The sequence below is a fragment of the Catenulispora sp. GAS73 genome (assembly GCF_041262085.1).
GTDB lineage: Bacteria > Actinomycetota > Actinomycetes > Streptomycetales > Catenulisporaceae > Catenulispora.
On record NZ_JBGCCM010000030.1, the window covers coordinates 33,643 to 46,874 of the forward strand.

Annotated in this window: 9 protein-coding genes; 6 read left to right on the top strand and 3 right to left on the bottom strand. The window is 69.4% G+C overall.

Annotated elements, in window-relative coordinates; all coding sequences use genetic code 11:
* The first annotated feature begins 32 nt into the window (after window positions 1-32).
* Complete coding sequence (locus ABH935_RS36230; RefSeq protein ID WP_370382486.1) at window positions 33-776, top strand: glucose 1-dehydrogenase; 744 nt, start codon at window positions 33-35, stop codon at window positions 774-776.
* Between the two features lie 34 nt (window positions 777-810).
* Here ABH935_RS36230 and ABH935_RS36235 read toward each other — a convergent pair whose 3' ends face one another.
* Window positions 811-1,794, bottom strand: coding sequence for an alpha/beta fold hydrolase (locus tag ABH935_RS36235; RefSeq protein ID WP_370382487.1), 984 nt, complete (start codon window positions 1,792-1,794; stop codon window positions 811-813).
* A 122-nt stretch (window positions 1,795-1,916) separates the two neighbouring features.
* Between ABH935_RS36235 and ABH935_RS36240 the strand changes: the two genes are divergently transcribed.
* Window positions 1,917-2,324 (top strand): hypothetical protein, encoded by a 408-nt coding sequence (locus ABH935_RS36240; RefSeq protein WP_370382488.1) that lies wholly within the window; start codon window positions 1,917-1,919, stop codon window positions 2,322-2,324.
* A gap of 160 nt (window positions 2,325-2,484) precedes the next feature.
* Window positions 2,485-3,135, top strand: coding sequence for a LysE family translocator (locus ABH935_RS36245; RefSeq protein WP_370382489.1), 651 nt, complete (start codon window positions 2,485-2,487; stop codon window positions 3,133-3,135).
* A 72-nt stretch (window positions 3,136-3,207) separates the two neighbouring features.
* Here the strand turns inward: ABH935_RS36245 and ABH935_RS36250 are convergent, their stop codons facing one another.
* The gene (locus tag ABH935_RS36250; RefSeq protein WP_370382490.1) at window positions 3,208-6,810 is read right to left on the bottom strand and encodes a hypothetical protein; all 3,603 of its coding nucleotides are present in this window, start codon (window positions 6,808-6,810) and stop codon (window positions 3,208-3,210) included.
* Between the two features lie 422 nt (window positions 6,811-7,232).
* Between ABH935_RS36250 and ABH935_RS36255 the strand changes: the two genes are divergently transcribed.
* Entirely contained in the window at window positions 7,233-8,930 is a 1,698-nt protein-coding gene (locus tag ABH935_RS36255) for an ABC transporter substrate-binding protein (protein WP_370382491.1), read from the top strand.
* A 53-nt stretch (window positions 8,931-8,983) separates the two neighbouring features.
* Here the strand turns inward: ABH935_RS36255 and ABH935_RS36260 are convergent, their stop codons facing one another.
* On the bottom strand, window positions 8,984-9,949 hold the full coding sequence (locus tag ABH935_RS36260) for an acetylxylan esterase (RefSeq protein ID WP_370382492.1): 966 nt from the start codon (window positions 9,947-9,949) through the stop codon (window positions 8,984-8,986).
* A 97-nt stretch (window positions 9,950-10,046) separates the two neighbouring features.
* Here ABH935_RS36260 and ABH935_RS36265 point away from each other — a divergent pair, with 97 nt between their 5' ends.
* Together ABH935_RS36265 and yicI are read left to right on the top strand one after the other, a co-directional pair.
* Window positions 10,047-10,685 carry a maleylpyruvate isomerase N-terminal domain-containing protein gene (locus ABH935_RS36265; RefSeq protein WP_370382493.1) on the top strand — a complete coding sequence of 213 codons (639 nt, stop codon included), beginning with the start codon at window positions 10,047-10,049 and terminating at the stop codon, window positions 10,683-10,685.
* Window positions 10,686-10,915: 230 nt separating this feature from the next.
* Window positions 10,916-13,183 (top strand): alpha-xylosidase, encoded by a 2,268-nt coding sequence (gene yicI, locus ABH935_RS36270; RefSeq protein ID WP_370382494.1) that lies wholly within the window; start codon window positions 10,916-10,918, stop codon window positions 13,181-13,183.
* Window positions 13,184-13,232 lie beyond the last annotated feature (49 nt).

Genomic DNA, 13,232 nt, shown 5'->3' on the forward strand with positions numbered 1-13,232 from the left:
CCGCGACACCGGGCGTGGCCTTGACTCGAATCATGAACGACTATCTGCGGAAGAACGTGGTGATCACCGGCGGGAGCAGCGGCTTCGGCCTGGTCACGGCGAAGCTGTTGGCCGACGGGGGAGCGCGGGTGCTGATCACCGGCCGGGACCCGGAGGCGCTCGCCGTGGCGCGTGCGCAGCTCGGCGACGGCGCGGTGGCGGTGCGGGGCGACGTCGGCGACCTGGACGACATCGACGCGCTCGCGGCTCGGGCCGAGGCGGAGTTCGGCGGGGTCGATGCGCTGTTCGTGAACGCCGGGATCACTCGGTTCATGCCGTTCGAGGCGATGACCGAAGCGGTGTACGACGAGGTGTTCGCGACGAACGTCAAGGGGGCGTATTTCACTGTGCAGAAGCTTGCGCCGCTACTGCGGGAGGGCGGCAGCGTTGTGTTGACGACGTCGGTCGCGAACGTCAAGGGGCTGGAGATGATCAGTGCCTACTCGGCGAGCAAGGCGGCGGTGCGTTCCATGACCCGGAGCTTTGCGCGTGAACTGCTGCCCCGGGGGATCCGGGTGAACGCGATCAGCCCGGGGCCCATCGCGACCGGGATTCTGGAGAAGGTGATGCCGAAGGAGGCCGCCGAGCAGACCGCGGCCCAGATGCGGGACGCCAATCCGATGGGGCGGTTTGGCGATCCGGCTGAGATCGCCAAGGCTTTTGCGTTCCTAGCCTTCGACGCCACCTTCACCACCGGCGCTGAGCTTGTGGTGGACGGGGGTGCTTCGCAGCTCTGACGTGGTGACTTATCGGTTCGCGTCGCTGATTGGTTCAGCTGTCCAGGCTCGCGAGCCAGTCGGTCAGGAGCCGGTTGACTTCGTCAGGGCGTTCCTGCTGGAGCCAGTGGCCGGCGCCGTCGAGGATGTGCGCGGCGCTGAGGTCGGGCATCGTGTGCGGGAAGGCCTTGATGGCGTCGGCCAGCCAGGTGGTCGAGGCGTCCTGGGAGCCGCCGATGAACAGGGACGGTTGCGTGATCGGTGCTCCGTCGAGGTCGGCGAGGTCTTCCCAGTCGCGGTCCATCGCGCGGTAGCGGTTCAGAGCGCCAGTCAGGCCGGTCCGTTCGAACTCTGCGGCGTGGGCGTCCAGGTCGGCTTCGGTGAGCCAGGCGGGCCTGCGGCCTTCGGGGAACCGGTCGCGGAGCCGGCCGCCTGCTCGCGCGACGAAGTGCGGCGAGGGCGCGTCCGGGCCGGGCATGGTGTCGGCGGACAGCGCCGCATAGAACCCCGCGAGCCAGCCGTGCACGTCGGGTTCGATCTCCGCCTCGGCGCGGCCCGGCTCCTGGAAGTAGCTGACGTAGAACTCTTCATCGCCGCCCATCTGCGCGAACACGTCGCTGGGGCGCGGTCCGCCGCGCGGGGCGTAGGGGACGCTGAGCAGTGCGACGGCTCGGACGACGTCGGGCCGCAGCAGCGCCGTGTTCGCGGCGATGGTCGCGCCCCAGTCGTGGCCGACGACGATCGCGCTGCTCTCGCCGAGCGCCTCGACCACGGCGACGTTGTCCTCGACGAGCTCGACCATGCGGTACGCCGCCGCGTCGCCGGGCTTCGACGACCGGCCGTAGCCCCGCACGTCGACGGCCACGGCCCGGTACCCGGCGCGCGCCAGCGCGGGGAGCTGGCGGCGCCAGGAGTACCAGCCCTCTGGGAAGCCGTGGAGGAGCAGGACGAGCGGGCCTTCACCCTGCTCGACCAGGTGGATGCGGCCCGCCGGAGCGGCGACGAGGCGGTGTTGGGAGTGGTGCGGTGTGCTGGTCATGAGGTCTCCTGCGATCCGGTGCTCCTGGTACGGTTGTGATCATGCGCCGGACGGCGGCGCACGGCCAAACAGCGTTGCCGTTCCGGCAAACGAGGCGGCCGGCACCGCGATCGGAGCCCCGCGTGGCGGACGTGGACGCACTCGTGGACGTGAACGAGCCAGAATTCGCGGCAGCACTGGCAACGGTCCTCCGCGACCTCCAAGCACAGAGCGCGGTACAGCCCGAGCTACGCATAGACCCCGCCTACGGACCAGTCCTCTACGCCCCCGACGGCAGCGGCCAAGGCCTGACCCACCCGCGCGGCGCCACCACCGGCGACCGCCTGGCCAACCTCGCCGACCAAGTCCAGGAATGGGCAGTCGAGGCACTGTGGACCGCAGGCGTGGCGGCAGTCTGGCCCCACTGCCCCGAGCACCCGAACTCGCACCCGCTGCGAGCGACGGTGGTGGACGAGGCGGCGGTGTGGGCATGCCCGAAGAGCGGGGCAGTGGTGGCTCGGATCGGGGAGTTGGAGCGTACGCCTCGCTGAAGCAGGCTGATACGGTCGGCGCCAATGCTTTGACATGCGGGCTGTGCCGCGCCCGCCACCGCGGAAAATCACTAGCCCCTCCGCCCCCGAACCGCGCATAATCGCCGCTCTAACGGCCCGGTGCATCGCTCACCGCGCCCGAACGGCTTGGGAGGCCCCGATGGTGACGTTGTCCCAGCTCGTGCTCGTTGCCGGTGCGGCGGTGGTCTTCGCGCTGGTGCCGGGACCGGCGGTGGTGTTCATCGTGACGCGGAGTGTGGACCAGAGTCGGCGGGCCGGGATGGCTTCGGGGCTGGGCGTCGCGTGCGGCAACCTGGCGTTGGTGGTCGCGGCGGCGTTCGGGTTGTCGGCCCTGCTGACCACGTCTGAGATCGCGTACGACGTCGTCCGCTTCGCGGGTGCCGCGTACCTCGTCTACCTCGGGGTGCGGCGGTTGCTGGACCGGTCGGTTCCGTCGGAGGCGGGTGAGGCGGCGCCGCAGCCGCTCTCGCGGCTCTTCGGTCAGGGGCTCGTCGTCGGCGTGCTGAATCCGAAGGCTGCGTTGTTCATCTTCTCGTTCCTGCCGCAGTTCGTGAACCAGGGCCATGGCGCGGTCGCCGTGCAGATGCTCATTCTCGGCACGCTCGTCGTCGCGATCACGCTCGTCAGCGACTGCTGCTACGCCGCGCTGGCCGGCGGGGTCGCGCAGAGCCTGCTGCGCAAGCCGAAGGTGGTGCGGCGGCAGCAGATCGTCGCGGGCTGCGTCTACATCGGGCTGGGGGTCGCGGCGGCGGTGAGTGGGCCCTCGCATTCGAGCGCGAAGGCCCACTGACCGGCGCGCGCCGGCCGCCAGGTCCCGCTCAGCCGAACCCGAACCCGTGCCCGTGCCCGCGCCCGCTTCCGCTCACCCGATCCCGGTGTCAGACTGCTTGAGCTCGATCCCCCTGTGACCCACCCAGATCCCGCATCCGATCTCGGACAACTGGGTGGCCGCGCGCACCACGGCCAGGCCGGTCTGCACGTAGCCCGGCGGCAGCGCCTCCTCGAAGGCCAGGCAGCTGGTGAGCGCGCCCGAGAGGTTCGTGGCGAACTTGACGTTGACCATGGTGCGCCAGTCGTCCTCTTCGGTGGGCGGCGGCGCGGGCTCGCCGAGCTCCCAGCTGACCACCGTGGAGGCTAGGGCGAGCTGGGTGATGCCGTAGCCGACCTCGATGATCGCGAGCGCCTCCTGCTCCGGGATGACGATCGACTCCCTGTTCGCTATCTGTAGGCACAGCCAGAGGTCGCGGACCAAGGGCAGGAATCCGAGGACGACGACCACTTTGTCGAGCTGCTGCCGCGACGGACCGCCGACCGCGACGGTCTCCGGAGCCGGCCGGATCTCCTCGACGGTCTCGGTGTTGCCCAGGCCGTTGGCCCACGCGATCCAGTCCGCGATCGCCTTGACCAGCAGGAAGGCGCCGTACACCTTGTAGTTCCGCTTGACCGCGGGGATGTTGCTGGCGGCGTAGCACAGGAACCCGACGATGCGCAGCGAGCCGGCGACCATGACCTGCTTGGCGGCCGCCGCCAGGGCGTCGGCGTCGTCATCCCCGGTGGCCGCGGGCCGGTCCGCCAGGGCGGTGATCATGTCCTGCCAGGTGGCGGCGTCCATGATGGCGGCGGTGGTGACGCTGTCGAAGCAGTTCTCCCCGGTGGCGGCCTTGGCGGCGACGGTGGCCGGGATCGCGGCCAGCAGGCAGCCGAGGTCCTGCAGCGACAGCCGGCCGCCGGGATCGATGATGTGCTCGTAGAGCCAGGTGATCACCGGGATGTCCCAGTGCCCGGTGGCCATCGCCTGGAAGCCCTTCACCGACCCGTCGACCGCGTCGAACATCAGGTCCGTGATGTACTCGACGTCGTCGAAGAACAGCTCGCCGATCTGGCGCACGAACGTGTTCAGCGCGTCGGACCAGTCCATCGACGTGAAGCCGTCGACGAACGTGCCCGCGACCGCTTCCCCGATCTTCCCCATGTCGGCGACCACACGCTCGCTGATATCGGCGAACGGATTCCCGTCGTCCGGCGGGTTCCCGTCGCCGTAGCTCGTGGCCGGGGCGTTCGTCTCGAACTGCCGGTTCGCCCAGTTGGCCTGCGGGCTGTTCAGCCCGGGATCCGTCGGCGCCTGGCTGTGCCGGGCCTTGTCCTGGTAGGGCGAATGGTCCTCGTCGATCGGGAGGAGCGAGGTCTTGCACCACTGGAGGACCTCGTGGACGTCGGCCCGGGCGGCCTCCGAGAGGCTGATGGCATAGGGGTACACCAGGTCGAGAATCTTGGAGAACACCCTGTGCGTGTCCAGGATGTCGCCCCAGTCGAACAGGAACCCGAGCCAGGCGAGGATGTCGTTCAAGTCGAACCCGAACAGGGACCTGAGGATCCAGTTGAGGACCCCGAGCGCCTGCTCCAGCACGTCCAGGACGAAGGCGAGGACCCGGTCGCCCAGGTCGATGACGAAGTTGATGATGTCCTCGCCGATGTGCACCGTCCAGGAGACCGCCTGTTCGATGCCGTCGATGGCTGCCTTGAGGGCGTCGCCGATGCTGTGGATCCACTCCCAGGCATCGGGAGCCGGTAGCGCCTCCAGGGCGGCGCGGCCCTTGAGCACCGTCACGCCGCCGTCGGGCGCGAAGTGGCAGCCGGCGATATACGTCGAGTTCCGACCCACCCGGGAGGCGAGGTCATGTCCGTGCCGGGGACGCGTCAGAGGGACGCTGCCGGCCCGCGCGCCCTCGGCGGCGAGCTGGTCGTAGGCGGTCAGCATGCCCTCGATGCCGGTGACGGCGGCGGAGCACTGCTGCATCAGCTGGTCGGGATCGGCCGGGTCGGGGAACAGCGCGCCGCCGTCGCTGCGCTGCGCGTAGTAGACCTGGTCCGGGGTCGTGATGGTCCGCAGCTTGGCGACCAGGTCCGCGGCCGGGTCCGTCTCCCGCACCGCGTCGCCGATCGTGATCTGGTACGTCGGCGGGGCCAGGTCGTTGGTCTCCAGCACGATCGTGAGGTTCCCAGCCGGGTCGGTGACGGCGGACTTCGGGATGCCCGCCTTCAAGGCGTAGTACTTGCCGTTGACCAGCGCCGGCACGTCGAAGCTCGGCCGGATGAGCACCGGGGTGTCGGCGAGCGCGATGTTGTCGTCGTCCGTGACGGTGATCTGCGTGGTGAACGTGCTCAGGTCGAACGCGACGTCGACGGTCTGCAGCGAGACCGCCGACTCCAGCCACAGCTGCGAGGCGGAGCTCTTGGTCATCAGCGCCAGGTGGTCGATGTACGCGATGGCGACCGCGCCCTGCGTCGGCTGGCCGTCCGCGGCAACGCCGCCGGCGCCGTTCGGGCCGTCGTCCGGCATCGGCGAGCGGTACGCGGCCAGCGCGGTGATCTCGGTGGCCAGCGTCAGCGCCGGGTCCCAGGTGTACTGCGGCTCGGGCCCGGGGGCCGCGGTGTTCAGATAGCCGGTGGTGTGCGCGAGCTGGTCGTAGCCGTTCTTGGCCCAGACGTCGATCGTCGTCGCGGCGGGATCGCAGGACACCGCCAGCTGGGACGTCGTGCCGAAGAAGGTCTTGTCCGAGATCTGGATCGGCACGCCGAGCCTGCTGGCCGTCTGCAGGGACAGCGGGTACCGGTGGAGCCCGGCGCCGGACAGGTAGAGCTCGGTGTCGCCCTTGCTCACCGGAAGTGCGGCGAGTGCGACGGTGGTCGTCCTGGCGTAGTTGTACGGCAGGTCGAAGGTGCGCACGGTCCAGTGCGGCTCGCCGTGCTCGTCGACGGTGGGCAGCGTGGTGAAGGTCAGACTGTCCAGCGCGGGGTTGGTCGTGGCGCACATCGCGTAGATCCCGCGCCCGAGGCCGGGCGCGCTGCCGAAGGTGACGGACAGGGTGTACGTCGTGTGGTCCGGCATCTTGAACGGCACGCACGTCCAGTCGGGGTCCGACGGGTCGGGGTTGACGACGTACCACTCGACGTAGCCGGTCGCCGCGATGAGGGTCCCCGCCACGATGCCGGGGAAGCCGTGGCCGTCGTCCCCGTTGCCGAGCACGAGCTCCGAGAACGCCACCCCGGCCGGCGTCGGCCGGCGCAGGAGCAGCTCGGCGAACCGGCGCCAGTCGTCGGGCGTGGTGTCGATGGACAGTTTCGGACTGGTGTAGAGGTGCGACTCCAGCCGGGGATCGCCGGCCGACACGGCCAACGCGAGCCAGAGCCCGCCGTCGGTGTCCTGGGACACGGCGAAGCTCTGGGTCGTCGGCGAGTCGCCGAGCCCATCGATCCCGGCCAGCTGGTCCGAGAGCGGGATCTGCGCCCACCCCGTCGTCTGGCCGGGGTCGCGCAGGGTCACGGTGAGCCGGTCCTTGTCGTCCACCGCGAACAGGACCGGGGACTGATCGGCGGCGTACACGACGGCGAGCTGCTTCTGCGGCACGGGCGCGTGACCCGCGACGTGGTTCTCCATCAGAGTGGAATTGATCTGCACTGGCATGCTGCGACTCCCCTTTTCGATGCTGCGATGGCACGCGGAAAAGAAGCGATGTGGGGGGAGCCCGAGGGCGGTGCGGAAGAGTTCCTGACAACCCACTGCGGGGCCGGGCTTTCGAAGCGGAGTCTAGGTCCGGAGCCTTGAGCGGGCCATGACGGTCCGGTGGGGGATGACCCGCTGTTGACGGGCCGTGCCGATCCTCAGGTAACGCCGGCCAGCCGTAGTCGGCCGGCGCTCCCTTCGCGTCGAAGCGCTTCGCCGCGGTGACCACCGGCATCGGTTCGAGGATCAGCAGTGGATTCGGGCGTCAACGCACTCTTGTGCCTCTTCTGAAGCTGCCTTAACCTCAACGCAACGTTGAAGCGCTTCGACAGTCCACGCGAATTCAGGTATTTCAGGTACGTCCGTTTCGATGGAGGGGTCTCATGGCGAGATCGACTGTCTTCTCCCGCCGCCAGGTGTTCAGGACGTCCGCGGCCGTCGGCGGCGCGATAGCCGCCGCACCGCTGCTGTCGGCGTGCGGCTCCGGCAAGGCCGCGGTCAAGGAAAGCGGCGCCGCGGCGCCCAGCACCGTCAAGTCGGTCCTGCCGACCCACAAGGCCTCGACCCTGATCACCCCCGACGTCCCGCCTGTGAGCGGAGCCAACGGCGCGGCCAGCGACCCCGGCTTCCTGGCGTTCCCGGCGGCCCCGGCGAAGTCCGTGACCGGCCCGGTCGGCTCCGGCGGCAGCTATCAGGCGGTCACGCCGCTGTGGGGTTCGGTGCCGCCGGCCGGCAACAGCTACTACACCGCGGTGAACCAGGCCGTCGGCGCGACGCTGACCGACAGCCCGTCGGACGGCACCACCTACGCCACGATGCTCGCGACCCGCTTCGCCTCCGGCAACATCCCGGACTGGCTGGACGTCCCGGGCTGGAACACCCAGGGGATCCAGAACTTCGCCGAGGGCGTCGACAAGTACTTCAAGGATCTGACTCCGTACCTGGCCGGTGACAAGGTGCTGGACTACCCGAACCTCGCAGCCATCCCGACCGGCGGCTGGCAGGCCGGGGTGTGGAACGGCAAGCTCTACGGCATCCCGCTGTGGACCTCGGCGGGCCTTTTCGCCGGCCTGCTCTACTACCGCGCCGACATCTTCAAGAGCGCTGGCATCGACGCCTCGACGATCACCTCCGCCGACAAGCTCTTCGAGCTCGGCAAGGAGCTCACGAACACCGCCAAAGGCCAGTACGCGTTCGACGACCTCGGCGTCTACCTGTTCCAGGTCTTCAACATCACGTCGGCCACCACCGGCACCGGCTTCAAGGCCGACTCGACCGGCAAGCTGATCAGCAAGTACGAGCAGCCCGAGTTCCTGGAGTACCTGGCCTTCGCCAGCAAGCTGGCCAAGAGCGGCTACATGCACCCCGACGCGTTGTCCGGCGACGCCTCCAAGGCCGACAACCGGTTCTGGGCCGGCAAGAGCGTCATCTCCGCCGGCGGCACCGGGGCCTGGAACAAGGCCGACGCGCTCAGCGGCGTCGCGGCCAACCCGAACTACGTCCGGCAGGGCTTCAAGGTCTTCTCCTTCGACGGCAGCACGCCGACCATCGGGCTCGGAGCCGGCGCCGGCATGTTCTCCTACCTGAACAAGAAGCTCACCGACGCCCAGACCAAGGAGCTGCTACGGATCGCGAACTACCTCGCCGCGCCGTTCGGCACCGAGGAGTACCTGGTGTCGCGGTACGGCAAGGAAGGCACCACCTACACCATCACCTCCGCCGGGCCCGCGCTCAACGACGAGGGCAACAAGATCGTCACCGACACCTACGACCAGCTCGCCAACTGCCAGGCGATCATCTTCAACTCCGGCTACAACCAGATCACCAAGGACTACGCCGCCTGGCAGGCCGACGCCGTGCAGCACGCCTACAAGCCCATGTTCTACGCGATGAACATCACAGAGCCGCAGCAGACCGCGAAGGCCACCACGGCGCTGGAGTCGGTGATCACCGACGTGAAGTACGGCCGCAAGTCCGTCTCGGACTACCAGGCCGCGCTGAGCAGCTGGGTCACCAACGCCGGCGACCCGCTGCGCACGTTCTACGACGGCATCGTCAAGCAGTACGGGACAGGCATCTGAGACCGTCCGACAGGCATCTGAGACACCTGTCGGCAGGCGACTGAGACCACCGGCTAACCCCGGACCGACTGCGCGAACTCCAAGGCGCGCGCCACGTGATGCGCCCCGCCGCCCTCGTGGCCGTTGTACGGGTAGACCTCGATCTCCTTCGGTCCCGCGTAGTGGTTGAAGGAGGCGAAGACGGTCGAGGGCGGGCAGACGTCGTCCATCAGCGCCACCGAATACAGCGCCGGGGCGGTGGCGCGCGCCGCGAAGTTCACGCCGTCGAGGTAGGAGATCGTGTCGAAGACGCGCTCCACCTTGTCCCGGTGGACCTTGCAGAACTCGGCGATCTCCTTGTAGGGGTAGCCGTCGGTGATCTCGGTCGCGTAGCGGATGTGCTGCATGAACGGCACGTCGGTGATGACCCCGGCGAGGTCAGAGACCAGGCCGGCGGCGGCCAGCGCGATGCCGCCGCCCTGGCTGCCGCCGGCCACGAGGACGCGGGCCGGGTCCACGGCCGGATGCGTGCGCGCGGCCTCGACCGCCCGTACGGCGTCGGTGTACAGCCGCCGGTAGTAGTAGGTGTCCCGGTCCAGCACGCCGCGGGTGGCGAAGCCGGGGAACGAGTTGCCGGCCGGCCCGTCGTCCGGGGTGTCGCCGACCTGCCAGGCGCTGCCCTGACCGCGGGTGTCCATGGTCAGGTGTGCGTAGCCGGCGCTGGCCCACACCAGCCGCTCGTGCGGCAGACCGCGGCCGCCGCCGTACCCGACGAACTCGACGACGGTCGGCAGCGGTCCCGTCGCGGCGGCGGGGCGCACCAGCCAGCCCTTCACCGCCTGGCCGCCGAACCCGTGGAAGGTCACGTCCTCGACCTCGACGGTGGTCAGCCGGGTTTCCACCGGCTCGAACCGCGCCCCGAGGTCGGTCTCGCGCGCTTCGGCGAGCGTCGCGGCCCAGAAGGCGTCGAAATCGGCGGGTTCGGTGCGCGCGGGGAGGTAGTCGCGGAGTTCTTTCAAGGTCATGTCGACGAATGCCATGTGCGAGAACGCTAGTGTCGAACGTGTTCGCTGTCATCGTCGGGGGTCCGGCGCCCGAGTGGTCGTGGTCGCAGTCGTGGCCGGAGAGGGTCAGCTCATGATCAGGGAGAGTTACCTCGCGGCGGCTGAAGCGGCGGCGAATCTGCTGGCGTACCCGGCGGTGGCGAAGGCGTGGGACGAGCCCAGCGCCCTGGCCGGCTACACCGTCAGCGGACTGGCGGGCCATCTGGCCGGCCAGATGAACGTGGTGGCCAAGGTGCTGGACGGCCCCGACCTCGACCCCGGCACCGAGCCGGTCGCCGCGCTGGACCACCTGCTCAACGCCAGGTGGCTCAACGCCGAGCCGGACGGCGAGGTCCACGTCACGATCAGGGCCAGCGGCGTGGAGTACGCGGAGGTCGGCCCGAAGTTGCTGGCCGACCAGACCGCTGACGTGCTCGACCGGCTGCGCCGGGACCTGCCGGGTCAGCCGGAGCGGCGGCTGGTGCAGTTCCCGTGGGGCCCGCCGGCGTTGCTGCTGGACGACCTGCTGCTCAACCGCATGATGGAGCTCGTCGTCCACCTCGACGACCTCGCGGTCAGCGTCGCGGTACCGACGCCCGAGGTTCCGGTCGCGGCGACGGACGCCGTCATCGGCCTGCTCGCCGCGGTCGCTGCTCGCAAGCACGGCCCTGTGGCGCTGATCCGTGCGCTGAGCCGCGCCGAACGCGCGCCGGAGTCGATCACCGCATTCTGATCACCGCGTTCTGATCGCTCCTCCCGCCGCCTCCCTTCAACAACTCGTCGGCCCGACGCCGACAAAGTTTCCGCCAGGTGTTGTTTCGCGCATCGGCACGCCCTTACGATGTCGAACCATTGAAGCGCTTCGACAACTTCGACAAGCATCGACAGCGAGTCGATAGTCGCGTCGGCGCTCTAGATCGAAGCGCTTCGATCGAGCGCACCTGAAGACCCGAAGGGGGTCCTGTGAAGTTCACCGACGGCTACTGGATGATGCGGCCGGGCGTCCAGGCGTCCTATCCCGCCCAGGTGCTCGACGGGCAGATCGGGCCGGACTCGCTGGTCGTGCACGCCCCCTGCTACCGCTTCCGCGACCGCGACGACCTGCTGCGCGGACCGGCCCTGACCGTGGCGTTCGCCGCGCCGCTGCCGGACGTGGTGCGGGTGACCGTCACGCACTTCGCCGGGCAGGACCGCAAGCCGGACTTCGTGCTGGTGGAGGGGGAGCCCGAGACCCCGGTGATCGTCGAGGACGACGACGCGCTGAGCTTCACCTCCGGCGCGCTGACCGCCCGGATCGCCAAGGGGCCGCGCTGGAGCCTGGACTTCCTGGCCGACGGCCGGCGGCTGACCGGCAGCGGGACCAAGGCGATGGCCGCGATCGACACCGGTGAGGGCGGACACTTCGTCCGCGAGCAGTTGGACCTGGCGGTCGACGCCTACGTCTACGGCCTCGGCGAGCGCTTCGGCCCGCTGGTGAAGAACGGCCAGTCCGTGGACAGCTGGAACGCCGACGGCGGCACGGCCAGCGAGCAGGCGTACAAGAACGTCCCGTTCTTCCTGACCAACGCCGGCTACGGCGTGTTCGTCAACCACCCCGGCCGGGTCTCCTTCGAAGTGGCCTCCGAGTCGGTGGCGCGGGCCCAGTTCAGCGTCGAGGGCCAGAGCCTGGAGTACTTCCTCATCTACGGCCCCACGCCCCGGGAGATCCTGCGCAAGTACACCGCGCTGACCGGCCGTCCGCCGCGGGTTCCGGCCTGGTCCTACGGCCTGTGGCTGTCCACGTCGTTCACCACCGACTACGACGAGGCGACCGTCGGAGCGTTCATCGACGAGATGGTCCGGCGCGACCTGCCGCTGTCGGTGTTCCACTTCGACTCGTTCTGGATGCGCGAGTTCAACTGGTGCGACTTCGAGTGGGATCCGCGCACGTTCCCCGATCCGCGCGGGATGCTGGAGCGGCTGAAGGCGCGCGGCCTGCGCATATGCGTGTGGATCAACCCTTACATAGCCCAGCGCTCGCCGCTGTTCGCCGAGGCCAAGGCGGCCGGGTACCTGCTGCGGCGGGCCAACGGCGACGTGTGGCAGTGGGACCTCTGGCAGCCCGGCCTGGCGGTCGTCGACTTCACCAACCCCGAGGCCCGGCAGTGGTACGCGGGCAAGCTGGACGCGCTGGTCGAGATGGGCGTGGACTGCTTCAAATCAGACTTCGGCGAGCGTATCCCGACCGATGTGGCCTACGCCGACGGCTCCGACCCCGAGCGCGTGCACAACCTGTACGCGTACTACTACAACCAGACCGTCTTCGAGCTGCTGCGCAAGCGGCGCGGCGAGGGCGAGGCGCTGGTGTTCGCCCGTTCGGCGACGGTCGGCTCGCAGCAGTTCCCGGTGCACTGGGGCGGCGACTGCGAGTCGACGTTCGAGGCGATGGCCGAGAGCCTGCGCGGCGGGCTCTCCCTGGGCCTGTCGGGCTTCGGATACTGGAGCCACGACATCGGCGGCTTCGAGGGCACGCCGGATCCGGCGGTGTTCAAGCGCTGGATCGCCTTCGGGCTGCTGTCCTCGCACAGCCGGCTGCACGGCCACGAGTCCTACCGCGTCCCCTGGCTGTTCGACGAGGAGGCGGTGGACGTGCTGCGGCACTTCACCAAGCTCAAGGCCCGGCTGATGCCGTACCTGCTCCAGAGCGCGGAGCAGGCGGTCGCCGGCGGCCTGCCGGTGATGCGGGCGATGGTGCTGGAGTTCCCCGACGATCCGGCGTGCACGCACCTGGAGCGCCAGTACATGCTCGGCGACGACCTGCTGGTCGCGCCGGTGTTCACCGCCGACGGGACGGTGCGGTACTACGTGCCCGAAGGCACGTGGACGCACCTGCTCACGGGGGACAAGCTCGTCGGGCCGCGCTGGGCCGCCGAGCAGCACGGGTTCGACAGCGTCCCGTTGCTGGCGCGGCCGGGATCGGTGATCCCGATCGGCGCGGTCGACGACGGGCCGGAGTACGACTACGCCGCGGGCGTCACGTTGCGGGTGTTCGAGCTCGACGACGGCGCCGAGGTCTCCACGACCATCCCGGCCGCGGACGGCACAGTGCTGGCCACGTTCACCACGACGAGGAAGGGCCGCGAGATCCGCGTGACCTCCTCCGGCGGCGCGCACGACTGGCGGGTTCAACTCCCCGGAGCGAAAGCCGTGCAGGCCGAGGGCGACACCGTGGTGCTGACCCTTGGCGCGTGAGGTTCCACGTTTCACTCAATCAGGCATGTCTGTTTCGATATGGAGGGTC

Excerpts from the sequence above, each read along its gene's own strand:
- ABH935_RS36230 (WP_370382486.1), top strand. The coding sequence starts at position 33 with ATGAACGACTATCTGCGGAAGAACGTGGTGATCACCGGCGGGAGCAGC.
- ABH935_RS36235 (WP_370382487.1), bottom strand. The coding sequence starts at position 1,794 with ATGACCAGCACACCGCACCACTCCCAACACCGCCTCGTCGCCGCTCCG.
- ABH935_RS36245 (WP_370382489.1), top strand. The coding sequence starts at position 2,485 with ATGGTGACGTTGTCCCAGCTCGTGCTCGTTGCCGGTGCGGCGGTGGTC.
- ABH935_RS36250 (WP_370382490.1), bottom strand. The coding sequence starts at position 6,810 with ATGCCAGTGCAGATCAATTCCACTCTGATGGAGAACCACGTCGCGGGT.
- ABH935_RS36255 (WP_370382491.1), top strand. The coding sequence starts at position 7,233 with ATGGCGAGATCGACTGTCTTCTCCCGCCGCCAGGTGTTCAGGACGTCC.
- ABH935_RS36260 (WP_370382492.1), bottom strand. The coding sequence starts at position 9,949 with ATGGCATTCGTCGACATGACCTTGAAAGAACTCCGCGACTACCTCCCC.
- ABH935_RS36265 (WP_370382493.1), top strand. The coding sequence starts at position 10,047 with ATGATCAGGGAGAGTTACCTCGCGGCGGCTGAAGCGGCGGCGAATCTG.